The sequence below is a fragment of the Bacillus sp. PK5-006 genome, assembly GCF_054161415.1.
Map to the genome: position 1 here is coordinate 2,593,845 of NZ_CP096414.1, position 23,734 is coordinate 2,617,578.

Here is a 23,734-nt window from a genome sequence, read left to right on the forward strand (position 1 = left end):
TAAAAAGCACCCTTCCCTGACACAACACGGGAAGGGTGCTTTTCTTATGAAAGTTTAAATCGCTGCACGGTTTCATTTAACCTCGCCGTCATACTCATCAATTCTTCGACCTGTTTGTTCATTTGATGGAACGATTGCAGCTGTTCATTGGCCGAGGCAGAAATTTCTTCGCTGCCAGCTGCTGTTTCTTCTACCACTGCACTAATATTTTCAATCGAGTGCAGTACTTGTCCGCCAAGTTCTGTTGATTGCATAATTTGATCATTTAAGACCGCCATTTCTTGTTTAATATGCTGTGCTTTTGTTTCTATATCTTCAAAGGAGTGTGAGGTTTTGTCCATCGCATCCTGCTGCTGAAGTGAAAGCTTGACCCCTTCTTGAACAGTTTGACTAATGGATTGAATGCCTCTTTCAATATGACTGACCATGTCAAAGATTTGTCTTGTTGCATTAGACGATTCATCGGCAAGCTTACGAATTTCATCTGCTACAACGGCAAAGCCTTTTCCAGCTTCGCCTGCTCTTGCCGCTTCAATGGCTGCGTTTAAGGAAAGCAGGTTTGTTTGGTCCGCAATGTCAGAAACCGTTTTGGCCATGGCCGAGATTCCGCTGGCGTATTGCGTGAATTCTCCTGCTGACTCTTCGATTTGTCTCGTCGCATGTGTATTTTTTTCAATCGCTTTTTTTGTTTCTGTTAACGTGTGCTTTCCGCTTTCTACGGCTTCGATGGCATCCTCTGTACTGCGGATGACCGTTTGTGAGCGTTCGGAATTTTTATGTCCATGCTGGTCCATTTTCTCAATCAAGCTGACGCCGTGCTGGAGATCTTCTGAAATCGCTTGTGACCCATTGGCCATTTCGTCTGTTGAGACAGATACTTGATTTGCAGACTCCATCATCTTTTTATTTTCATCATCTAGATGGATCGAGAATGTCTCTACTCGGCTTGAGACATTGCTGATTTCTTTAATCAGACTAATCAGCTGATCTGTCATTTGATTAAAGGATTCATTCAAGCCGCCGATTTCATCCTTGCGCTGAATATCCATCCGCTCCACAGCAAGATTGCCTTCTGCGATCTGCTTTGCTCTGTAGGATAGTGATTTAATGGGTGTCACGATGGATCGCGTTAATCCAATATTCAAAAAGACGGCAATGACAATCAGTGTGAGGGCTGAGACGAGTGCACTTGTGATAATCCATTGGACATTGTCTGCTGCAGCCTCTAGATTTTGTTTATACGCTTCTTCTGCCCTTTTATTCATCGTATGCACATCGTTTAAAACGCCATCAATTCTTGCTGCCACACGTCTTGCATCCGATGCGTTTTTTTCACCAATGGCATTGTTTGCTTCCTTGGTCCACGTGTCATATTTTGAATTTAACCTTGTTAATGCCTCTTTGTTCATATTTCCTGCATGTTTGTTTAACGTTTGCAGCTGTTTTTTTGCTGTAGAAATATCGTTTTGAACGATCTCTAGCTGTTCATCTGAGAGTGTCATCGAATAATTGGTCATGGCTTGCTCGACACTTTCAAAGCCTGCCTTCGTTTTTTGTACATTTAATAAGGTTTGGACATCTGTCTCATTTGATGATTGGATTTTTGTCATGCTGACAATGATAAAGGCGATAACGCCTACTGCTAAAAGAAGTGAGATAAGTGAGTTGAGTAAAATTTTGACGCGTAAGCTCATGATGCGTCCCCCTCTTCTTTTAGAAGCGTCTGCTTCAGACCATTTAATTTTTTGGTCAGTGTCTCAGCATTTTTCAGGATCCGAATTTTTGCCATATCGATTCCATCATTGCTTAAGTCATAGACAACATGCCCGCTTTTCATTTGATTGTTCTTAACGAGCTGTTCGCTGAATTGATAGACCACTTCATCGACTTTTTTCACCATAGACGAAATGACCGCTTTTTCAGCAGTATAGTACTGATCGCTGTCTACACCAATAGCATATTTACCCTGTGACTGCGCTTCTTTTAATACACCGACACCTGAGTAGCCGGCTGCGGCATATAGAACGTCTGCTTTCTTTTTGATCATGTCTTTGGCTATTTTACTCCCCTTGCCTGCATCACTAAACGTACCGGCATAGGTGGATAAGATCTTAATTTTCGGATTGATTGATTTGGCGCCTTTTTGAAATCCTTTTTCAAAACGATGGATGACATCTGCGTCAACACCGCCAACAAATCCAATGACATCGCTTTTCGTTGTCATTGCAGCAAGTGCTCCCGCTAAATAGCTGCCTTGCTCTTCTTTAAACGTCACAGAGGTCACATTTTTCAGCTCAGATACGGCATCAATAAGCAGGAACTGCTTCTTCGGATATTTCTTCGCGACTTTTTCTAGGTCTTCTTGCATACTGAAGCCTACACCGATGATGAGGTCATTGCCTTCTTTTACGAGCTCTGTCAGCCCTTTTTCATATGTATCAGTTTCTGCAATTTCTCTATAATCAAATTCAATGCCAAGCTCATCACGTGCTTTTTCTAATCCTTTAAATGATGAATCGTTAAATGATTGATCACCAAGACCGTCATCTGTGAGCATAACGCCAATATGCTTCGCAGTTGATTTTGGCGCCCCTTCCTGTTGATTACCGCATGCGGCGAGCACCATAAGCATGGCTGCCATCAGAAGTAATGATATTTTCACTTTCATCCAAAAACACACTCCTTTTATCATCCTTACTCCTTTTTTATCGGATTTGAGGGGCGTTGTTTCAATGATATAGTGAAGGTTTTTCATGACTTTTTTCATAGAAAAAATCCATTATTTAAGACAAAAATAAAAAAGTGAGCAAATGCTCACTTTTTCTCGTATGTCCAGCCTTCTTTTTGGTAAACTAGATCATTTTTCATGAGATGACCTAGTGCTCGTTTAAAGGCTGCCTTACTCATTTGAAATCTTTCGCGGATATCCTCTGGATCACTTTTGTCTCCATAAGGCATGGCACCGTTTCTTGTTCTCATATAGGTTAAAATTTCTTCTGCATCGACAGATAATGCATCCTGTTTTCTAGGAAGCAGAGAAACGTTTACGGTTCCATCCTCTTTCACTGCAATGACGCGTCCTGTAACGGTCGATCCTAATCTTGGCTCTTCCTTTCGTTCCGTGCGGTGAATAAACCCTCGCACGCCTGTATCTGTCAGCATAAAGGAACCTGTTGCAATTAAACGATAAATGGTTCCAGTGATTTCTTTGTTCATTAAGGTTTCTGGTGCCTCAGTGAACAATTCACTGATCACGTCTTCTGTGGCTGGTTTTGCGAACATTCTGCCGTAGCTCGTGACTTTCAGCATACAGTAGAGTTTGTCTCCTTTTTTCGGCCATGCTTCCTCAAAAGGCGGGAGATGTTCTGTTGCAACAAGTGCATCCTTTGACAGCCCAACATCGACAAATGCGCCCATGTCTTCTACCACGTCCACGACTTCTACCCAGCCGTATGTATGTGCGTTAATTGTAGGTATTTTCATCGTGGCAGCGAGTCTTTCTTCATGATCTACATATAAGTAGACCTCTACTTCATCTCGGTCACCAATATCTTCTGTCATTTCACTGCGGTGTAAGAGGACCGAATCTTCACCGTCTGTCAAAAAGTAGCCGTATTCCATTTCATTCTCTATTTGCAAGGTCAGTTGCTCACCTGGTCTCATGTTCTCTTCCTTCCTATCTGCCCATAAAAGAGCGTTCGTTCATCTTTTGATTCACTCTATTCTACTATACTTCTCCCCGCATGAACATCTCTAGTTCTGTTAGCTAAAGTGGACAAATTGGACACGATTTATACGGCTGGCGGCTGTACTCTTTGATAAAGTTTTCTTCTTCTGCTATTTGCATGATAAAATAGACGCAATATCTAAACTTGGAGGTCATGTGTGATGGCAAAAGAAAGCTCATTTGACATTGTATCGAAGGTTGAACTGCCTGAAGTGCAAAACGCTGTTCAAGCAGCACTGAAAGAAATTAAAAACCGTTATGATTTTAAAGGAAGTAAAAGTGATATTTCTCTCGAAAAAGAAGAGCTCGTTCTCATCTCTGATGATGACTTCAAACTTGAGCAGCTAAAAGATGTGCTTGTGACAAAACTGATCAAACGAAATGTTCCAACTAAAAATATCGATTATGGAAAAACTGAGCATGCCCTAGGCGGTACAGTGCGCCAGCGTGCGAAGCTCATCAGCGGGATTGATCAAGACAACGCCAAAAAGATTAACGCGCTTATCAAGCAGTCTGGCATCAAAGTGAAATCACAATTTCAGGATGACCAAGTGCGTGTGACAGGGAAAAATAAAGATGATTTACAAGAGGTGATTTCTCTTATGCGCAAGGCTGATTTGCCGATTGATGTCCAATTTATAAATTTTCGATAAATTTCAAATTTTCCATTGATTATTTCTGCATTTTTCGTTACAGTTGATGGAAGTTCAATTCATTGACATGTTCATATTGCTTTCTTATCAAGAGAGGCAGAGGGACTGGCCCTGTGAAGCCTCAGCAACCGGTGTAGTAGAAATCTATTTTCTATGACCAAGGTGCTAAATCCAGCAAGCAACTGCTTGGAAGATAAGGAGAAGAATTACGATACAGCCAAAAAGTCTTCTTCTTATCAGAAGGCTTTTTTTGTTACATAGAAATAAGGAGGAATACAATGGGCCTATTACAAGACTTACAAAACCGCGTACTGATAGCTGACGGAGCGATGGGAACACTTTTATACTCTTACGGCATTGACCGCTGCTTTGAAGAATTAAATTTATCGAAAGAGGATGAAGTGAAACGCGTGCACGAAGCATATGTGCAGGCAGGCGCTGACATCATCCAAACGAACACATATGGTGCGAATTATATTAAACTATCCCGCTACGGCTTAGAGGAAGAAACGAAACGCATCAATACAAAAGCGGTACAAATTGCAAAAGCAGCCGCAGGCTCTGCTTATGTACTCGGAACAATTGGCGGCATTCGGACGTTTAACAAAAATGCCTACTCTATAGAAGAAATCAAACGAAGCTTTAGAGAGCAGCTGTACATCCTATTAAATGAAGAACCTGACGGATTGTTGCTTGAAACGTATTATGACATAGAAGAAGCAAAGGCTGTTCTCCAAATTGCCCGCAAAGAAACGACTCTTCCGATTGTCATGAACGTCTCTATGCATGAACAAGGCGTTTTGCAGGATGGTACCCCGCTGAAGGATGGTTTATCTGAGTTATCATCTCTTGGTGCAGATGTTGTCGGCATCAACTGCCGGCTGGGCCCTTATCACATGATTCAGGCACTAGAAGGCGTTCCACTTTTGGAAAATTCGCACTTATCTGTCTATCCTAACAGCAGTCTCCCCTCTCTTGAAGCAGGCAGACTCGTCTATGATACCGATAACGATTATTTCCGAAAAAGTGCACTTGAATTTAGAAATCAGGGCGCACGTATTATCGGAGGCTGCTGCGGAACAACACCTCAGCATATTAGCGCAATGGCTGAAGCGGTCAAAGATTTAGCACCGATCACTGAAAAAGAAGTGAAGGTGTTAAAAGAAGAAATCATTTCCATCCAAGATCAGCGCACTGAGCCAGGTCTTGATGAGCTGGCTGTGAAAAAACGATCGATTATCGTAGAGCTTGATCCGCCGAAGAAGCTGAACTTCGAAAAATTTCTCGTTGCTGCAAATGAATTAAAGGATGCTGGCATTGATGCATTGACGTTAGCCGATAATTCTCTTGCGACTCCGCGCATTAGCAATGTCGCTTGCGGCGCATTATTAAAGCAGCAGCTCGATATGCGTTCTCTTGTTCATATCACATGCCGCGACCGTAATTTGATTGGCCTTCAATCTCATTTAATGGGGCTCGACACCCTTGGATTAACCGATATTTTAGCGATCACAGGCGATCCATCTAAAATTGGAGACTTCCCAGGTGCAACATCTGTCTATGATTTAACCTCCTTTGATTTGATTCGTCTCATCAAACAATTTAATGAAGGCCTTTCTTTCTCAGGAAAACCCCTTGGCAAAAAGACCAATTTTTCAGTGGCTGGCGCGTTTAACCCAAATGTGCGTCATATTGATAAAGCAGTCAAACGTCTTGAGAAAAAAATCGAATACGGGGCTGATTATTTTATTTCACAGCCTGTTTATTCTGAGGAACAGCTTGTGAAAATTCATGAGGAAAGCCGCCACTTGGATAAACCGATTTACATCGGCATTATGCCGTTAACAAGCAGCCGAAACGCCGAGTTTATTCATCACGAAATTCCAGGCATCAAATTATCTGATTCTATTCGTGACATTATGGCCAAAGCTGGCGAGGATAAAGAAAAGCAGCGAGCAGAAGGCTTAGCGATTGCCCGCTCTTTATTAGATACAGCCTGCGAATTGTTTAATGGCATTTATTTAATTACTCCTTTCCTTCGATCAGATTTAACAGCAGAACTGACCACCTACATCCATCAGAAAGAAAAGGAGTCTAACGTCCATGTCAACTATCACTGAACAGCTCAAAAAACGCATCCTCGTCCTTGATGGGGCAATGGGCACAATGATTCAAAACGCCAACCTGACAGCAGAGGACTTTGGCGGAGAAGAGTATGAGGGCTGTAACGAGTATTTGAATGTGACAGCCCCTCACATCATCTCTAAGATCCATAGGGAGTACCTCGAAGCAAATGCTGACCTCATTGAAACAAATACGTTCGGCGCGACAGAGCTCGTCCTTGATGAATATGGGCTTGGCCATCTTGCCTATGAACTCAATGTTCGAGCTGCGCAGCTTGCTAAGGCTGAAGCAGATCGTTTCTCTACACCGGAGCAGCCTCGTTTTGTTGTAGGCGCAATGGGCCCGACAACGAAAACATTATCTGTGACAGGCGGCACAACCTTCAGTGAGCTCGTCAGAAACTATGAAGAGCAGGCCCGCGCTCTGATTGACGGAAAATGTGATGCCCTTCTTTTAGAAACAAGCCAAGATATGCTGAATGTAAAAGCTGGATTCAAAGGGATTCAGGAAGCCTTTCAGCAGACGGGCATTCAATTACCACTCATGGTATCAGGAACAATTGAACCGATGGGCACCACCCTTGCTGGTCAGGATATTGAAGCCTTTTATATCTCTCTTGAGCATATGAAACCCATCAGTGTGGGCCTTAACTGTGCGACTGGTCCAGAATTTATGACAGACCATATCCGCACGCTCTCCTCCATCGCAAAGTCAGCGGTGAGCTGCTATCCGAATGCTGGTCTCCCAGATGAAGAAGGCCAATATCATGAATCCCCTGCCTCTCTTGCTAAGAAAATCGCCGCCTTTGCAAAGGAAGGCTGGTTAAATATCGTCGGCGGCTGCTGCGGGACTACACCTGCGCATATTCAAGCATTGTCAGATGAAGTACGCACGCTTCAGCCGCGTCGTATCAATTGCGAATCACCGCAGCATACCGTATCAGGAATTGAGCCCCTTATTTATGAGGATTCGATGCGTCCTCTTTTTGTAGGCGAACGGACCAATGTCATTGGTTCTCGCAAATTCAAACGGCTCATTGCGGAACAAAAGTTTGAAGAAGCAGCAGAAATTGCTCGTGCTCAAGTGAAAAATGGCGCTCACGTCGTTGATGTGTGTCTCGCCGACCCAGACCGTGATGAGGCAGCAGACATGGAAGGCTTTTTACAAGAAGCCATGAAAAAGGTGAAAGCTCCTTTTGTCATTGATTCAACGGATAAACACGTGATTGAAAAGGCACTCACCTATTCTCAAGGGAAAGCCATCATCAATTCCATCAACCTTGAGGATGGCGAGGAACGCTTTGAAGAGATTCTTCCTCTTGTGAAGCTATATGGCGGTGCACTTGTTGTTGGCACGATTGATGAAATAGGAATGGCCGTGACAGCAGAACGAAAGCTTGAAATTGCTGTACGTTCTCACGATTTGCTAACGAAGAAATATGGAATTCCCGCAAGTGATATCATTTTTGATCCGCTTGTCTTTCCCGTAGGCACTGGAGACGAGCAATATATTGGCGCCGCTGAAGAAACGATCAAAGGCATTAAAATGATCAAGGAAACCCTGCCCGAGTGCCTCACCATTTTAGGCATTAGCAACGTATCTTTCGGACTTCCGCCTGTTGGCAGAGAAATCTTAAATGCCGTCTATTTGTATCACTGCGTGCAAGCAGGGCTTGACTATGCCATTGTCAATACAGAAAAGCTTGAACGCTTCGCTTCCATTCCAAAGGAAGAAATCAAACTAGCTGAAACCTTGCTTTATGAAACAAATGATCAAACACTAGCTGAATTCACCCAATTTTACCGCGGCAAAAAGAAAACGGAGAAAAAACCAAAGGTCTCCTTATCACTTGATGAAAGGCTGGCACTCTACGTCGTCGAGGGAACGAAAGAAGGTCTCATCGATGATCTAGCCCTTGCTTTGGAGCATTATGAATCGCCGCTTCATATCATCAATGGCCCGTTAATGCAGGGCATGGCTGAAGTTGGTCGTCTTTTTAATCAAAACGAACTGATCGTAGCCGAAGTGCTCCAATCGGCAGAGGTCATGAAAGCATCTGTTTCGTTTCTTGAGCAATATATGGAAAAGCAGCATGCAAGCGGGAAAGGAAAGATTCTTCTTGCGACTGTAAAAGGAGACGTCCATGATATCGGGAAAAACCTTGTCGACATCATTTTGAGCAATAATGGCTTTCAAGTGGTCGACCTCGGTATCAAGGTGACACCTCAAACATTGATTGAAGCTGTGCAAAAGGAAAAACCAGATATGATTGGATTATCAGGCTTACTTGTAAAGTCCGCACAGCAAATGGTACTAACCGCTCAGGATTTACAAAAAGCAAACATTTCTGTTCCTATTTTGGTCGGCGGTGCTGCCCTTTCTCGTAAATTTACAAAAATGAAAATTTCGCCTCATTATGATGGGCCTGTTCTTTATGCAAAAGATGCTATGGACGGACTGTCATTAGCCAATGAGTTAAAAGCAAATCCACTGCAATTTCAAACAAAGCCGCCAGAAGAGCCAGCGGCACCTATCAAGGAGAAAGAAGGAAAGCAGCCGAAAGCTGTCATTGAATTACTAGAAAAACGCGCATCTCTCCCGCAGGCACCGGTATTTACACCAGAAAATACCATACGCCATTATGTGAGAGACATCGATTTGCATCATATTATGCCATATGTGAATGAACAAATGCTCATTGGTCATCATCTCGGTTTAAAGGGAAAGGTCAAAACCTTATTAGCTGAAAAGCACCCAAAAGCATTGGAATTAAAACAGCTTGTCACAGCTCTTCTAAACGAAGGCAGAGAGAAAAACTGGTTTGCGCCAGCATTTGTGTATCAATTCTTCCCTGCCAGTTCAGACGGAAATGATTTGCATATTTATGATCCCGAAGAACCTGACCGCATCATTGAAACGTTCCAATTTCCAAGGCAGGAGAAGCTCCCGTACCGCTCTATTTCTGATTATGTACGGAAAAGTGATGAAAACAAGAAAGATTATATTGCCTTATTCGCCGTCACAGCCGGCGCGCGTATACGTGAAGTCGCGCAGCAATTTAAGCAGGAAGGAGATTATTTAAAAATGCATGCTGTCCAAGCTCTGGCACTTGAGCTTGCAGAAGGATTAGCTGAAAGAACCCACCAAGTGATTCGTGACAAATGGGGATTCCCTGACCCAGTCGATTTTACAATGGAAAAGCGATTCCAAGCGAAATATCAAGGACAGCGCTATTCCTTTGGTTATCCAGCGTGTCCAAATCTTGAGGACCAGGAAAAGCTGTTCAAGCTGCTTCAGCCTGAAAAAATCGGCATCCATCTGACAGAAGGATTCATGATGGAACCTGAAGCATCTGTTTCTGCGATCGTCGTTTCCCACCCTGAAGCTCGATATTTTAATGTTCATTAAGACTAGAACCTCCGTCATTGGGGGTTCTTTTTTGATACACGCTGAGAGGAAAAGGATCTTCCTTTTCCTTTTTCTTATGCCTTCATATGGTACGATACATATAGATGAAATCAGCTAAGAAGGAGTTGCATTGTATTGGAAAACGTTGTACAACGAACTTTAACACTTGATGACATACCCGATCTTATCGCATTGTCAAAAGAGGTCGACTGGCCTGATTACAATGAGGATGAGCTTACATCTCTTTTAACAAACGGATATTTTACAGGTTTTTCAACAACAGATGGACAAGTGATCTCATGTGCGGGACTTTTCCAATATGATAAAGCAGCATCAATTGGTGCCGTTATTGTATCTGAGACGCATCGCGGCTTAGGCCTTGCGCGGAAAATGATTGACACCCTGCTTCGCCGGAGCGATCAAAGTGTTCCTGTCGTTTTAACTGCTACTGTACAAGGACAGCCCGTTTACGAAAAAATCGGATTTCAAACGGCCGGCTATATTCATACATACAAAGCACAGACCACGAATCCATCGGCTTTTCGTGTGTCAGGCGGGATTCACCTTTCTCCTGCTGATGAAGCGGACCTTCCGTCTATTGAAGCACTTGACGAAAAAGGTGCAGGCACCAATCGATCAAGCTTTATAAGAAAGCGAATGGAACGAGCATTGTTCCGGCTGATCGCAAAGAATGAGCATCATGAAACAACTGGCTTTGCATTTGGCATCGAAACCCCTGCTAATCTAATGATTGGACCGCTTACAGCAAACGATGAACAAACCGCTCTCTCGCTCATCCAATCACTCATCTCGTCTTATTCAGGGGCAATTCGTTTAGATATGCAGGAAGAAACTGCTGAACGCCTGCATGAAACACTTGTTGAAGCAGGATTTACGAAAACAAACGTAGCCCATTTTATGATGATTCGCGGGAAAGAAAAACTAAATGATCCCGCCCTTTTCTATTTTCTTGCCTCTCAAGCATTTTCTTAAAAAACAAACAAGCTGTAGACACTTAATGTCTACAGCTTTTCTATTACTTCTCCCCAACTGACGAAAGAACATGAGCGAGTGCATTTGTGACCTTCCCATGCTCTGATGCATGCGGGCGGTCATCACCATCTCCATAGCCATAATCAATCATTCGATTACGATTTAAGCAAAGCTTTGTCAGCTTCGGCTGGAATAGATCAAATAATTCAAAACGGTCTTTTAGCTGCGGAAATTGCTTTTGATACTGCTGAATTTCTTCCGCAAGCAAACGCCAAAGAGTCGTTTCATCTAACAGATTGTGATTGTCTAATACGTTGGATACATAACGCAGATTGCAAATAAATAATCCTGTAAAGATAAATTGCACCAGACCTTCTGGCGGCTCACTGCGCAGCACTTCTTTTAAATCTTCTTCTAGTGAAGCTAATTCAGGCAGCGGCTGGTCACTTATATTCACATCATCAACGAAATCTTTGATCGCCAAACGATGCGGCTGATGATTTTTTAACACAAGAATTGTATTTTGCCCATGCGGTGAAAAGACTGTGCCGTATTGATACATAAAGTGCAGCAGCGGCGGCATCACGACATGGAAGAACTTCGCCATCCATTCTTTTGCTGAGAGACCTGATTTTTCAATCAGCTGCTTGATATACGGCTCACCTTCATGATCCTCGTAAGTAAGTGCCGCAAGTGTAACAGGGCTCTCCCCTTCTTCTAAGTACGTATAAATGCTTTCTCTAAAAATGACACCGAGCATCTCAAGATATTGATACGGCGCACCAGGCAGTTTGCTGTAGTATGGATGATCGACATTGATACTTGCATTTTCACCTGGTAAAATGACGCGGCACACATCAGATAAAAATGAGTCTTGATCGGCAATCCCTTTAATATGCGCTGTAATGCGCGGGGCAATGACCGTACGTTCTGATGGGAGTCCACGGTACACGAGCGTATTTAAAATACTCATTGGCAGTTTAATATGATGCTTGTCTTTATTTGAGATATTTGTAAAGGTTCTGATCGACTGCTGCGGGATATATTGATCCAGCCCCTCTCCCAAATACACAATCCGGCGCAAGGCCAAATCTTCAGGGAAATGCTGAATAATCATATGCGTCCACTGCCACTGATGAACAGGCATCATATAATAGTCAGCTGCATTCAGTCCTTCATCCTTTAGCACACGCTGAAATTGACGAATCGTGACTTCATCTAATTCTTTGGCGATCACCTGCTCATAGTTTTCATGATCGACTGCATGGAATGTCGCAAGCTCTCTATGTACAGCAATCCAAGACAGCTGCACACATTCCTGCCGTTCTGGTGCATAGGCTAAGTAATCATCGTAGCTGAATCCTATACGTCCTTTGTTATACACAATCCAAGGATGGCCTGTCATTTCTCCTTCAATCCATGCATAATCCGTATCTGTCAGTTCATCCGCACGAAGTGCTTTTTTCGACAGCAAATGGACATCGGCTAACAAAGTATGGTGAAGCTCTTTGATAAGATGGCCTGTTGTGTCAGAAGACATTGGAATGATCGGCTGAATGTCTAGTAAAAACACAATAGCACTGACATCCTTTGACCATTTTCCATCTTGACAGTACTCAATTGATTCAGCGATTGTATCAAAACTATCAAACAACCGAGGTTTTGCCAGATAACGATATTTCTTATGTTCGTGAATGATTAATTCATACTGCGCGATGCCATCCTTACAATCCAGCTCTACAGGATGAAGCATGTCCTCATACATATATTCAGACAGCATTTTAGCCACCATTCGCTGGTTTGCCTTTTTCCAAGCAGCAGGATTCACCGCTTTTTTCAATTCATCTTGTACACTCATCGCTTCATCCTCCTTATCCTTTGATTTCTTCAAATGTGTGTGCGTTCTTGTGTGTACCAAATGTCTGGAAAACGTACTTTTGATAAAGTGGATACACAGTTTGACGAGCAAGTTCATTGATGATCACACTGTTTCGATAAGCCCCCAGTCCCAAATCTGGTGCGCCGACCCCATGTGTATGAAGCTCTGCATTTTGTACAAAAATATCATTTTCACCCATCGTATTTGTTTTCAAACGATATTCACGTTCAACTTGGAATCTCCCTTGATCATCCCATTGAATGTGATGAGAAATAGGGTTGATAAATGGCGGCAGAACGGATTGATAGCCAGTCGCCAATACGACAATATCCGTCTCATGTGTAAAGGATTCTTCCTTGACCCATTGCGTGCATGAAAGTGATACCCCGCCCGCTGTTTCCTCAATCAAGTTAACCTCTGTCATGGCTTGAAGCACTGTGTTCAGCTGCTTTCCACAGGCGGAACGTTCATAAAGCAAATGATAAATATCACGAATCATCGCCGAACTGATACCTTTATACAGCAGGTCTTGCTGTTTTAATAACGCATCCTTTTTGGCTTGCGGAAGCTCATAAAAGAAATCAATATAGTCAGGGGAGAAATACTCAAGTCCAAGGTTTGAATATTCCATTGGGAAAAATCCTTTTGACCGTGTGAACCAGTGAATATCCTTTGCCTCATCATCTGATAAAATGTCATAAAACACTTCTGCCGCACTTTGACCAGAGCCGATAACTGTTACAGATTTCCCTTTGAAACAGCCTTCTTTTTTTCGTTTTAAATAGTCAGCTGAGTGAAAAACCTTCTCTCCTAAAGCTGGCTGGAGCGATGCGGGTATCGCCGGCTGCGTGCCAATTCCTAAGACGAGATGTTTGCTTTCAAACACCTCTACAGTTTGGTCCTTTACATGACGGACATGCACTTCATAGCGCTTTTCCCCTGCCTTTTCAATCAGTGAGACAGATTCGACGTTCATGCCAAATCGGCAGGAATCTAACTGGTCAGCGACCCAGCGGCAATAATGACTGTATTCCTTGCGCGGGATATGGAAGTCCTCTAGAAAATAAAATGAATACAAACGGTTTTGTTCCTGCAAATAGTTGAGAAAGCTATATTTGCTTTTCACATCTGCCATGCTGACAAGGTCCGCTAAAAATGGGACTTGCAGTGTCGTCCCTTCAATGAGCATCCCTGGGTGCCAGTGAAAGGCTTCACTTCTTTCAAAAAACAAAGCGTCGATTTCATTTACCTCTTCAGATAATGCGGCAAGCCCCAGGTTAAACGGGCCAATGCCGATCCCAATTACATCCACTATATTATTTTGCTTGTTGAACCGCGTCATGGTTATACTTCCTTTCGAATCGTTCTCGATCACAAAACATCAAAAGACCTGTTTTATCGGGTAATGTGACTGGTTTTACACGTTCGAAGCCGCATTTTTCAAATACATGAATCATTTTTTCATTGCGAATATCCGGCTCAGCGACGATTTTTTCTGTTCGTTTGTTCTGCTCAAATTGAAATGCTGTCATTGCCTTAAGGAGCGGCGCAGCAAATCCTTTCCCCACATAATCCGGCTCCCCTATTAACAGGTGGATGCCTTGATCATGCGGAGAAGGCTCATAGTAGGATTCAATGATATCCCCTTTGACGTTATAAGCCTCAAAATAACTCATTGGTGTCCCATCAATCGTGCCTAAATAAAGGGTTTGATGCGGATCATGTATCGCCTGATAAAAATGCTTTTCAAAATCAGAAAACGGAATATTCAAATGCCAAAATGGGTGAACATACTCTTCTTGCATCCACTTATGGACAAGCTGGACGTCTCTTTCATATTCAGCGCGAATAAACCTAATACGATGCCTCATCCAATCAACGCCTCCTTATGTAAAAAGAGCGGATTCAAGACAGCCGTGTAACGAGATTGTGTTTCCAGAGATCCGGTCAGCTCATCCATATCTTCAAATCGTGTCAGCAAATTCGCTTTTGAAGGAAGTTCTTTTGAGCGGAGAAGGCTGTTAGTCAGATCAGATGCTCCGTACGTCTCCTCATGAGCGAGCAATGTATCTCTCACAAGTGCCAGCAAGTCTTCTTCCTTTGCAAGGCCTTCCGTGCCAAAGCCATTAATGAGACCAAATAGATGATTAAAGAAGAAATAATAACGAAGTCTCTCAACGGCTACATCATCTGCACAAATGGTTTCACTTCTCACGCTCAAGTTTTGAACTAGATTCGCGAGCTTATCCTTTTTCGATTCACTATAATAGTAGCCTTGGTTGTCACGGTAATAGAAGGTCTCTGGATAACCATCCTTCATTTGCACAACAGCATTTTGCTGATGGGCCTCGAGTGCAAGACCATACGTTTCAAACAGCCAGAGCATCGGCTTTAACGAAATAGTCAAATATTGTTTAAACCAATCTTGGCTGACCGCTTCTGTTGACCTGCCTTCTGCGCCTGCAAGTTTATGAATAATTCCTGCTAATCTCGATTTTCCTCCATACGCATGATCCTGACACAGCCCAGCAATTAAGCTTGCGCCTTTTTCACGATGCAAGAATGGATTTTGACGAATAACCACTTCAAAGCCAGATTCCGCTTCATCTCCTCGAATAGAGAGATATGCAGGATCTTCAATGACCCGGAATCCAGAGAATTTTTCATATAAAGAAACGCCTAATTCTGTTTTTAAGATGCGGGACATCTCTACTCCTCGATCCAGTTCCTTTTGTTTATTGATGCGTAACGAGTTTGTAATTTTCACAGGAACAGAGAATTTGAGCATGTAAGCAGAATCTTTTTGATAGACCGTTCTAAAGGATGAGGTCGCTGTGTATTCAGACCCGAGCGGTCCTAAATAAGTCAGTTTCCCCTCCACTATATAACGCTTCACGAATGCCTTCTCCATGACCACTTTGACTTGCAGCGGATGAATCGGAATGAGCACATATTCTCCGTTTTCTGTTAACCTATTCAGCCTCTCTGTTTCTTCTGGCACCTGACGCGAAAGCTCTTCTAACATGAGGCTTGCCGCAGATTGTGAAATAGACGAATCCTGAAGCACAATCGAATGGTGCGCTTTAAAGTAATGAAGCTGGAAAGCTCCTTTCAGCTCAGGAGAATAGACGGCTTCCTCTTCTTCTGTCATCCCTTGTCTGCTTTTTGGTGTAGGATGTGTTAAATGTCCAAGGAGAAGTGACTGCTCAGCCTCGATGTACTCAAAATCAGCTTGAGATAAAGCAGCTTGATCACTTTCTCTCTCCTTTAAGAATCGTTCAATATTTCGGCAGCTTAAAATGATGCGAAGCATGAATTCATCCTCTGCATCTGTACGGCCATATGCAATGAGAAGCTCCTTTGAACATAAAGCAACAAGTGTCGTGTAATCGACGACCGTTCCCTCTTTTTCGCTGCCACTTGGACGAAAGCGAATCGGAAAATCAAAGAGATGGCGGCCTACAGATGAAAAATATCGGATCGGAATCACAAGCTCAAGGTCTTGCTTTGCTAGTTTTGCCACGAATACAAGCGATCCATCTGCTTTCGTCTCTTTTTTTGCAGATCGATCGATTCCTGTTTCACGTAAAAAACAGTTTAAAAAGCTTTGCATAGTTGCATTTTCAGCCATTTGTTTATATTGACTCAACGTAGTACCCTCCCGGATTGAATATGAGCGATCCCGATATCAACGATGTCAGAAAGGATTTCCTCAATATGTGTAATTGTCGTTCTCGGATTTAACAAAGTGAATTTTAAGCATGTTTGACCATCCACCACTGTTTTCGCAATGACAGCAGTTCCTGATTTGAATAACGTTCGATGAATGATTTTATTGATGTCATCCGTTCGTTGGTCATCCTTAAATCGAAACACAACTGCATTGATTTCTGGCTCAGGATTGATCACTTCAAGGTGATCATTTCTCTCGATAAGTGCTGCCACATCCTTCGCAAAATCAATGGTATGGTCAATGATGTCACCAAACCCCTCCTCTCCAATCAGACGAAGAGAAAGAAGCAATTTCAGTGCGTCGAACCGGCGCGTCGTTTGGACAGATTTATTGACGAGATGTAGAATTCCATCCAGTTCATCTTCCTTTGGGTTAAGATAATCTGCATGATAATTGATCAAACCAAAATGTCTTTTATCCTTCAGCAAAAATGCCCCGCAGGAGATCGGCTGATAAAATTGTTTGTGGAAGTCGATCGTGATTGAATCAGCAAGCTCAATACCGTCTAATTTACACCCGTAGGTTTCGCTTAATATAAGCGCACCTCCGTAAGCAGCATCTGCGTGAATCCATAGACCGTATGGCTTGACGATGTCATACACATCTCGAACCTGGTCAATACTGCCAAAATCAGTTGTCCCGCAAGTCGCCACTACCGCAAAAGGCAGGAGATCCTGTTCCTTTAACTCAACAAGTTTCTTCTTCAAATCGTTGAGGTCCATGCGGTGATGCTCATCTGTCTCTACTAGAACAACTGCCTGCTCCCCTAAGCCTATCTGTGATGCAGATTTCTTCACAGTGAAGTGAGCATTCTTAGAGCAAAGAATTCTCATGCGGTGAGCCTCACTCGGCAAGCCTTTCTGCTGAACATTCCATTGCCATGTGTTTTCACAAAATGCATCTCTTGCAAGAAGCAGTCCCATATAGTTAGATTGGGTGCCACCGCTCGTAAATGTCCCATCTGCTAGATTTCCATAAGAAAACTTCGCACATAGCCACTTTAAAATTTCCTCCTCAACCAAAGATGCAATACCGCTTTGATCGAAGGAATCCATTGATTGGTTAAAGGAGCTTACCATCACCTCTGCGGCAAGAGCAGGTATGAGCGGCGGGCAATGCAAATGTGCCAAGCATTTAGGATGCGATACATCAACGAGATGCGGCAAAAGATGCTGCTTTATATCTTGAAAGACAGATTCCATTGATTCGCCAGACGGTTGAAACTGAAATAAGGATTCGACACTAGCCGCTAATTTCCCAGGCAATATTCCGCTGTATGGTCCTTGGTCTTTTTGCCACTGATCCAGTAAGCTGTCGATAGATGTATGAAGAGCCGCTCGGAAGGACTCTCTTCCAAGCTGGCTTTGATTGATAAATAATGAATCCACAGAAGCTTTAGTTGATTGCATCGTAAACGGCCTCTTTGAAAATGGCGATGACTTGTTCAAGCTGTTCTTCTGTCATGATCAATGGCGGTAAGAATCGAATGACGCTGCCGAAACGGCCTCCTGTCTCTACAATTAAGCCTTTGTCGAAGCAATTCTTTTGAATGAGACTTGCTAGCTCAGGATTTGCTGGATAACTTCCATCCACATCCTGCTTTTCATTTGGATTGACAATTTCAGCACCAATCATTAATCCTCTTCCTCGAACATCACCGATAGCAGGTACATTTTTTTGAATGTCTTTTAAATAAGCCTGCATGCGATTACCTAACTGGTCTACATGATCAAGCAGATTGGTTTCTTTTATAAATTTAAGCGTAGCAGTTCCTGCAGCCATCGCCATTTGATTTCCTCTAAATGTGCCAATGTGTGCACCTGGATTCCATTGATCCAAATCTTGATCATAAATCACAACTGAAAGCGGCAGACTTCCACCAATGGCTTTAGATAATACAATAACGTCTGGCACAATTCCTGCATGTTCAAAGGCAAACATCTTACCTGTTCGGCCAATGCCTGATTGAACCTCATCGATAATGAGCGGAATGCCTTTTTCTTTTGTGATTCTTCTCATTTCTTTTATCCATTCAATAGATGCTGGAATTGAGCCTCCCTCACCTTGCACAGCTTCAAAGATCATACCTGCTGGCGGAAGAATACCACTTTCAGGATCATTTAATACACGCTCAATATAAGAACTGGAAATACGGTGTGAATCTTTACCGCCAATGCCAAATGGGCAGCGATATTCATATGGATAAGGCATGAAATGCACATCTGGAATTAACCCTTGCACTCTTTCCTTTGGAGACAAATTTCCGCTTAATGACATCGTGCCATGTGTCGCACCGTGATAAGCACCGTGGAAAGAAAGAATGGAACGATTACCTGTCGCTGTCTTGACTAATTTAATCGCAGCTTCTATGGCATCACCGCCAGTTGGTCCACAAAATTGAATTTTTGCTCTCTTTGCAAACTCTTCTGGCAGGTGAGAAAAAATTTCATTCACAAACTCTTCTTTAATTTCTGAGGTTATGTCCAACGTATGCAATGGTCTTTTTTCATGAAGCATACGTTCAATAGCTTCTATAACAACCGGATGATTGTGACCAAGTGCAAGTGTTCCTGCGCCTGCCAGACAGTCATAAAACTCTCTGCCATCTGCATCTGTCACGATCATACCCTCGGCTTTTTGCATGGCTAATGGGAACCGTCTCGGGTAAGACCTTGCATTAGATTCTCTTTGACTTTGCTGTTCTAAAAATTGCTGATTTTTAGAAACGGTTTTGATGGACATAATAAAACACTCCTCCAATTGATAAAGATTATCATTTTCATTTATTAGCCTAGAGGATGTGAGATAGGAAAGTCAATTGTATTCAAAAAGATGATTCAAAAAGCATATGAATGCAATATTCTCTTTTTAATGAGTATTTTCGAGTAATTTTTACAAACCTTACTGCCATAAGGGGATGGAACGCATGAGACGGTTTGATATTGAAAAAAATTACAAATCATTCTTCCTGGTTCTTTTGTTCTATTCAACTCAAAGCGCTCATTTTATGAAGAAATTTGGATGAAATGAAGGTAGAAAATTGAAGAAGTAACACCATTTTTTCTTGATATAAATGGTTTGGATGGTATAATTTCTCTGAAACATAAAGGAATGGAGGGGAATTTGATGATTTTTACAAAGCACGATCTTCACCATTACTTAATGCAGGATAAGAAAGCATTAGCGATTACGCGCAGAAGACCAAAGTGGTTTGGGGACGATATATGGAAATATCAAAGGTATTTGCGAAAATATGAATACTATTCTAATAGCGGCGCTCTACTGCGCAAATGGTTTTATCGCTATTTACATAAAAAGAAAGGCATGCAGCTTGGCTTTGATATTCCGATTGGCGTCTTTGGCCCCGGCCTTAGAATCAATCATAGTGGTCTCTTAATTGTGAATAAGCACGCAAAAATTGGGGCATTTTGTGATATTCATCAAGGGGTGAATATTGGACAAAACCATTCCGAAAAGGATGTACCAACCATTGGAGATCACGTATGGATTGGCCCCGGTGCTAAGCTGTTTGGAGACATTTATATTGCAAATCATATTTCAATCGGAGCAAATGCCGTAGTGAATCGTTCCTTTCATGAAGAGCAGATCGTCATTGCTGGTGTACCGGCTCAAAAGGTAAAAGAAAAAGGCCCTTCTTCATGAGGGCGCCTGATAAAAAAGAATAACACCGATCAAAACAGAGATGAGCAGCATGAGATAAAACAAGATGGTTAAAATCAAGATCGTCCAGCCCAGCCCCTTCCTCTCTGTCTTGATCAAATAAATACCGAGTACGATGGTACTAAATAGCACGCCTAAAATGGCCCACAGCCATTTGTCTTTGTTGTGCTTTGGCGCATCAAACCATAAATAGATGGCAACAGCAAGTGAAACGAATAGACCCGTTAATCTCATATTTAAATTCCCCCTTATGTATACGCGCTCTCTATGATGCGTTTGAGTATCCGAAGATCAGCAACAGGAAGTAAAAGACAAAGACTAGTATAACAATAGAATAGATGATGATGGACACGATCAGAACTGTCCAGCCCAATCCTTTTCTTCCTGTTTTGATGAGGTATATCCCAAATGCAAAGAGCCCGAATAAAAGACCTAAAATAGACCATAACCATTTATTTTTCCCATGTTTTGGTGCATCTATCAATAGATAGATTGCGACTAAAATAGAAACAAACCATCCAGTTATCCAGCCCACATTCATCTGCCAACCTTCTTCTTCAGTTTATTCCATTATATGATACTTTTGTCCTAAAAAATAATGATTCAGAGGATATTGCGCGGGAGGCTTTGCCATTCCTCTCTCAGCATCCCAAAGCGCATAGAGTCATAATACTCTCCTTGATAATAACGGACCTTTCTCAGTCTCCCCTCAAGGACAAATCCGCATTTCTCTGCGCACCGCATCATCCGTTCATTCCCTGACCAAGTTGTTAAACCAATTCGAGGGATATCAATATGCGTAAATAACACATCAATCCATAGATTTAATGCCTTTGTCCCAATACCCCCGCTCCAAAAACGTGAGTCATAAATGATAATGCCGCATTCAAGCCACCTCGTACGTTCATTCTCCCAATAATATGATACGGTGCCTTTGATATCACCATCTATTTCAATGCCATATAGCTTTTGGGGAATGGATTCTTCCTGTAAGTAACGTTTCTTAAATGCAGCAAGCGGGATTTCGTGTTCATAAAAATAAGGGGCATTCCATTTCCGATAGGACTGGTCTGATGCTTTAAATTTTAAATGCCACACCGTCTCTAAGTCCGTTTCGGTTAATGGACGTATGTTCACAAGCTCTTCCTTTTCACTTTTCATCTGTTCACGTTCCTTTACTTTGTCGTTCTTTTTGCTAAATGACGGTACTCGATCGGCGTCATGCCTTCATTTTGCCGAAACAGCTTAGAAAAATAAGTAGGGTCGTCAATACCTACATGATCTGCAATAGCAGCGATTTTTTCATTCGTTGACGCCAGCATGCTTTTGGCTTTTTCGATTTTGAGACGATGGCTGTACTGGTTTGGCGTCAATCCATATACCGTCTGCATACATCTTGTCATGTAGTCAGGATGATAGTGCAGTTTCTCTGCAAGCTGCTCCATGTGTAATTTCTCCATAAAATGATGCTCAAGATAATGAACCACTTCTGATGCGACGGTCTCCTTTGCACTTGGAATATGGAATGCTTCCTTTTGCAGGTGAATGAGCAGTTCCTCAAATAGAAGCTGTTTTTTCAGCGGAAGTTCAGATGCACCATGATTTAGTGCTCTCATCGCTGAAAGGTGTTTTTCTAACACACTTCGTCCTTTCACTTTTCCTAAACGGGGCAGACTAAATTCATAGGTTGCCGGCTTTTCAAAGGTAGCTTGATTTTGTTTCATATCAATCCAGTGTTCTCTCAGCCGGTTCGTCAGCTCAAATCGGTCAATTGAGAAATGCAGCCACTCATAGTGGGTTTCCTCTTCACATGGCAGATGTCCACCATGAGACAGGCCCGGTGAGAGAATCGTATATTCACCTTCTTTTACATGAAAAGCCTCCTCGCCCTCTGTCATCCATAGTTCACCTTTTGTGACATAGAGCAGATCAAATACAGTGAAGGTTCTTGAGATATGTCTTTCTCCTTGATGAAATACCCCTTTACCTGATGCAATATAAGTAGGAAACGGCGGTACAGTAAATGTAATAAATCGATCCATATTCATCCCCTTATGAAGTCGGATTTCTCCAATAAGTTTCGGTTTCGTCTCTTCTTATTATAGTCGATGCACGGTACACTATAAATCGGATTTATACGAAAGGGGGCTATGTGATGAAATCTCAAACCCTGTCATATGAAAAGGTTCAAGCAAAAGATGAGAAAACACACCCTTCATTATTTGCATTAACTTGGCCTATTTTTATCGAAATCTCTTTATATATGCTCATGGGGAGCGCTGATACACTCATGCTCAGCCAATACTCCGATAACAGTGTGGCCGCAGTAGGTGTAAGCAACCAGCTCCTGAATTTATTAATTGTCATGTTCAGCTTCATTACAACAGGAACGACCATTGTGATTGCGCAGCTTTTAGGAGCTGACCGCAAGCAGGAAGCGGCTCAAGTCGCCTATGTCTCACTAGGAACCAACTTCTTGATCAGCTTTGTCATTAGTCTCCTTATGTTTATTTTAGCTGTTCCAATCCTGAACATGATGGGCTTATCAAGTGAACTCATGCCGGATGCGGCGGTCTTTTTACAAATTGTCGGCCTGCTTTCTTTTATTCAAGCACTCATTATGACGTATAGTGCTATTTTAAAAAGCTACGGATATACAAGAGACACGATGTATGTCACCATCGGAATGAATTTGCTCAACGTTGCCGGTAATTATTTGGTCATTTTTGGTCCGTTTGGCTTTCCTGTATTAGGTGTCATGGGTGTTGCCTTTTCAACCTCACTGGCTCGGTTGATCGGATTGATGGCGATGATCCTCATTGCCCGCCGCCGCATTGGATTGCATTTTTCGCTGAAGAGTATGTTTCACATTCAGCGGACGCATTTAAAGAAGCTGCTGAAAATTGGCATTCCTTCTGCTGGAGAGCAGCTTTCTTATAACGGCTCCCAAATGATCATTACACTGTTTATTACATTTATGGGAACGCAGGCTTTAGCCGCAAAGGTCTACACTCAAAATTTGATGATGTTCATTATGTTGTTTGGTGCAGCGATTAGCCAAGGGACACAGATTTTAATCGGGCGCCATATTGGAGCGAAAGAATTTGATGCTGCCTACCGCAGATGTATGAAAAGCTTATACTGGGCCATTGGGATCTCTCTTCTTTCTTCCACTGCTTTATCTTTATCATCGACGCATTTGCTTACCTTTTTCACTAGCAATCGTGAAATCATTCAAATCGCCGCTACGCTTCTCCTATTGACGATCATTTTAGAGCCGGGACGCTCTTTTAATATGGTCATTATTAATTCATTGCGGGCTGCTGGTGACGCGAAGTTTCCAGTGTATATGGCGATGATTTCAATGTGGGGAATTGGGCTTCCGATCGCTTATTTGTTAGGCATTCAATTTGAAATGGGTCTCATCGGAGTTTGGATTTCTTTTATCGTGGATGAATGGGTCAGAGGCATCTTCATGTATAGGCGCTGGCGTTCCAGAGTATGGACGGAGTATCGTTTTTCTTCCACATAAAAAG

19 protein-coding genes and 1 riboswitch are annotated in these 23,734 nt (G+C 42.5%); of the genes, 6 read left to right on the forward strand and 13 right to left on the reverse strand.

From position 1 onward, the window contains the following. Window positions 1–44 precede the first annotated feature (44 nt). The 3 genes from M1D84_RS13520 to M1D84_RS13530 form a co-directional block, all read right to left on the reverse strand. Window positions 45–1,694 carry a methyl-accepting chemotaxis protein gene (locus M1D84_RS13520; protein WP_286099032.1) on the reverse strand — a complete coding sequence of 550 codons (1,650 nt, stop codon included), beginning with the start codon at window positions 1,692–1,694 and terminating at the stop codon, window positions 45–47. Continuing rightward, window positions 1,691–2,668: a BMP family lipoprotein gene (locus tag M1D84_RS13525; RefSeq protein ID WP_458106301.1), complete on the reverse strand. Its 978-nt coding sequence runs from the start codon at window positions 2,666–2,668 to the stop codon at window positions 1,691–1,693. The genes M1D84_RS13520 and M1D84_RS13525 overlap by 4 nt, the downstream gene beginning before the upstream one ends. A gap of 146 nt (window positions 2,669–2,814) precedes the next feature. Then, a complete protein-coding gene (locus M1D84_RS13530; protein ID WP_025093387.1) occupies window positions 2,815–3,663 on the reverse strand; it encodes a CvfB family protein in 849 nt (282 codons plus the stop codon). A gap of 225 nt (window positions 3,664–3,888) precedes the next feature. Between M1D84_RS13530 and M1D84_RS13535 the strand changes: the two genes are divergently transcribed. The 4 genes from M1D84_RS13535 (at window position 3,889) to M1D84_RS13550 (ending at window position 10,905) form a co-directional block, all read left to right on the forward strand. Further along, the gene (locus tag M1D84_RS13535) at window positions 3,889–4,380 is read left to right on the forward strand and encodes a YajQ family cyclic di-GMP-binding protein (protein ID WP_012009527.1); all 492 of its coding nucleotides are present in this window, start codon (window positions 3,889–3,891) and stop codon (window positions 4,378–4,380) included. Window positions 4,381–4,461: 81 nt separating this feature from the next. Further along, window positions 4,462–4,580, forward strand: a riboswitch (SAM riboswitch). 78 nt (window positions 4,581–4,658) lie between these two features. Continuing rightward, window positions 4,659–6,500 carry a bifunctional homocysteine S-methyltransferase/methylenetetrahydrofolate reductase gene (locus M1D84_RS13540; protein WP_034621789.1) on the forward strand — a complete coding sequence of 614 codons (1,842 nt, stop codon included), beginning with the start codon at window positions 4,659–4,661 and terminating at the stop codon, window positions 6,498–6,500. Next, window positions 6,484–9,912 carry a methionine synthase gene (gene metH / locus M1D84_RS13545; RefSeq protein WP_254967642.1) on the forward strand — a complete coding sequence of 1,143 codons (3,429 nt, stop codon included), beginning with the start codon at window positions 6,484–6,486 and terminating at the stop codon, window positions 9,910–9,912. Before M1D84_RS13540 ends, metH begins: the two co-directional genes overlap by 17 nt. 135 nt (window positions 9,913–10,047) lie before the next feature. After that, window positions 10,048–10,905 carry a GNAT family N-acetyltransferase gene (locus M1D84_RS13550; protein WP_208946575.1) on the forward strand — a complete coding sequence of 286 codons (858 nt, stop codon included), beginning with the start codon at window positions 10,048–10,050 and terminating at the stop codon, window positions 10,903–10,905. A 43-nt stretch (window positions 10,906–10,948) separates the two neighbouring features. Here the strand turns inward: M1D84_RS13550 and M1D84_RS13555 are convergent, their stop codons facing one another. From M1D84_RS13555 to M1D84_RS13580, 6 genes are read right to left on the reverse strand one after another with little or no spacing between them, the layout of a single operon-like run. Beyond that, on the reverse strand, window positions 10,949–12,763 hold the full coding sequence (locus M1D84_RS13555) for an IucA/IucC family protein (RefSeq protein ID WP_024425079.1): 1,815 nt from the start codon (window positions 12,761–12,763) through the stop codon (window positions 10,949–10,951). Between the two features lie 13 nt (window positions 12,764–12,776). Continuing rightward, a complete protein-coding gene (locus M1D84_RS13560) occupies window positions 12,777–14,126 on the reverse strand; it encodes a lysine N(6)-hydroxylase/L-ornithine N(5)-oxygenase family protein (protein WP_332284617.1) in 1,350 nt (449 codons plus the stop codon). Further along, window positions 14,101–14,655, reverse strand: a complete 555-nt coding sequence (locus M1D84_RS13565) for a GNAT family N-acetyltransferase (protein ID WP_103132112.1) — start codon at window positions 14,653–14,655, stop codon at window positions 14,101–14,103. The genes M1D84_RS13560 and M1D84_RS13565 overlap by 26 nt, the downstream gene beginning before the upstream one ends. Further along, window positions 14,652–16,433 carry an IucA/IucC family protein gene (locus M1D84_RS13570; RefSeq protein ID WP_332284619.1) on the reverse strand — a complete coding sequence of 594 codons (1,782 nt, stop codon included), beginning with the start codon at window positions 16,431–16,433 and terminating at the stop codon, window positions 14,652–14,654. The genes M1D84_RS13565 and M1D84_RS13570 overlap by 4 nt, the downstream gene beginning before the upstream one ends. Next, window positions 16,430–17,926, reverse strand: a complete 1,497-nt coding sequence (locus M1D84_RS13575; protein ID WP_332284620.1) for a pyridoxal phosphate-dependent decarboxylase family protein — start codon at window positions 17,924–17,926, stop codon at window positions 16,430–16,432. The genes M1D84_RS13570 and M1D84_RS13575 overlap by 4 nt, the downstream gene beginning before the upstream one ends. Then, window positions 17,913–19,259: an aspartate aminotransferase family protein gene (locus M1D84_RS13580; protein WP_024425084.1), complete on the reverse strand. Its 1,347-nt coding sequence runs from the start codon at window positions 19,257–19,259 to the stop codon at window positions 17,913–17,915. Before M1D84_RS13580 ends, M1D84_RS13575 begins: the two co-directional genes overlap by 14 nt. A gap of 384 nt (window positions 19,260–19,643) precedes the next feature. Between M1D84_RS13580 and M1D84_RS13585 the strand changes: the two genes are divergently transcribed. After that, window positions 19,644–20,180: a serine O-acetyltransferase gene (locus M1D84_RS13585; protein WP_044334187.1), complete on the forward strand. Its 537-nt coding sequence runs from the start codon at window positions 19,644–19,646 to the stop codon at window positions 20,178–20,180. Here the strand turns inward: M1D84_RS13585 and M1D84_RS13590 are convergent. The 4 genes from M1D84_RS13590 to M1D84_RS13605 all read right to left on the reverse strand — a co-directional run bounded on the left by M1D84_RS13590 (window position 20,175) and on the right by M1D84_RS13605 (window position 22,240). Further along, a complete protein-coding gene (locus M1D84_RS13590) occupies window positions 20,175–20,432 on the reverse strand; it encodes a hypothetical protein (protein WP_024425086.1) in 258 nt (85 codons plus the stop codon). The genes M1D84_RS13585 and M1D84_RS13590 overlap by 6 nt on opposite strands. Window positions 20,433–20,463: 31 nt before the next feature. After that, a complete protein-coding gene (locus M1D84_RS13595; RefSeq protein ID WP_024425087.1) occupies window positions 20,464–20,739 on the reverse strand; it encodes a hypothetical protein in 276 nt (91 codons plus the stop codon). Window positions 20,740–20,801: 62 nt separating this feature from the next. Next, complete coding sequence (locus M1D84_RS13600) at window positions 20,802–21,359, reverse strand: GNAT family N-acetyltransferase (protein WP_024425088.1); 558 nt, start codon at window positions 21,357–21,359, stop codon at window positions 20,802–20,804. 14 nt (window positions 21,360–21,373) lie between these two features. Then, a complete protein-coding gene (locus M1D84_RS13605) occupies window positions 21,374–22,240 on the reverse strand; it encodes an AraC family transcriptional regulator (protein ID WP_024426517.1) in 867 nt (288 codons plus the stop codon). 113 nt (window positions 22,241–22,353) lie between these two features. On the opposite strand from M1D84_RS13605, the gene M1D84_RS13610 reads away from it, so the two are divergent. Then, window positions 22,354–23,730, forward strand: coding sequence for an MATE family efflux transporter (locus tag M1D84_RS13610; protein WP_342493833.1), 1,377 nt, complete (start codon window positions 22,354–22,356; stop codon window positions 23,728–23,730). The last annotated feature ends 4 nt before the right edge of the window (window positions 23,731–23,734 follow it).

Excerpts from the sequence above, each read along its gene's own strand:
- M1D84_RS13520 (WP_286099032.1), bottom strand. The coding sequence starts at position 1,694 with ATGAGCTTACGCGTCAAAATTTTACTCAACTCACTTATCTCACTTCTT.
- M1D84_RS13610 (WP_342493833.1), top strand. The coding sequence starts at position 22,354 with ATGAAATCTCAAACCCTGTCATATGAAAAGGTTCAAGCAAAAGATGAG.
- M1D84_RS13585 (WP_044334187.1), top strand. The coding sequence starts at position 19,644 with ATGATTTTTACAAAGCACGATCTTCACCATTACTTAATGCAGGATAAG.
- M1D84_RS13575 (WP_332284620.1), bottom strand. The coding sequence starts at position 17,926 with ATGCAATCAACTAAAGCTTCTGTGGATTCATTATTTATCAATCAAAGC.
- M1D84_RS13595 (WP_024425087.1), bottom strand. The coding sequence starts at position 20,739 with ATGAATGTGGGCTGGATAACTGGATGGTTTGTTTCTATTTTAGTCGCA.
- M1D84_RS13530 (WP_025093387.1), bottom strand. The coding sequence starts at position 3,663 with ATGAGACCAGGTGAGCAACTGACCTTGCAAATAGAGAATGAAATGGAA.
- metH (WP_254967642.1), top strand. The coding sequence starts at position 6,484 with ATGTCAACTATCACTGAACAGCTCAAAAAACGCATCCTCGTCCTTGAT.
- M1D84_RS13590 (WP_024425086.1), bottom strand. The coding sequence starts at position 20,432 with ATGAGATTAACGGGTCTATTCGTTTCACTTGCTGTTGCCATCTATTTA.
- M1D84_RS13535 (WP_012009527.1), top strand. The coding sequence starts at position 3,889 with ATGGCAAAAGAAAGCTCATTTGACATTGTATCGAAGGTTGAACTGCCT.
- M1D84_RS13540 (WP_034621789.1), top strand. The coding sequence starts at position 4,659 with ATGGGCCTATTACAAGACTTACAAAACCGCGTACTGATAGCTGACGGA.
- M1D84_RS13580 (WP_024425084.1), bottom strand. The coding sequence starts at position 19,259 with ATGTCCATCAAAACCGTTTCTAAAAATCAGCAATTTTTAGAACAGCAA.
- M1D84_RS13565 (WP_103132112.1), bottom strand. The coding sequence starts at position 14,655 with ATGAGGCATCGTATTAGGTTTATTCGCGCTGAATATGAAAGAGACGTC.
- M1D84_RS13605 (WP_024426517.1), bottom strand. The coding sequence starts at position 22,240 with ATGGATCGATTTATTACATTTACTGTACCGCCGTTTCCTACTTATATT.
- M1D84_RS13560 (WP_332284617.1), bottom strand. The coding sequence starts at position 14,126 with ATGACGCGGTTCAACAAGCAAAATAATATAGTGGATGTAATTGGGATC.
- M1D84_RS13600 (WP_024425088.1), bottom strand. The coding sequence starts at position 21,359 with ATGAAAAGTGAAAAGGAAGAGCTTGTGAACATACGTCCATTAACCGAA.
- M1D84_RS13525 (WP_458106301.1), bottom strand. The coding sequence starts at position 2,668 with ATGAAAGTGAAAATATCATTACTTCTGATGGCAGCCATGCTTATGGTG.
- M1D84_RS13555 (WP_024425079.1), bottom strand. The coding sequence starts at position 12,763 with ATGAGTGTACAAGATGAATTGAAAAAAGCGGTGAATCCTGCTGCTTGG.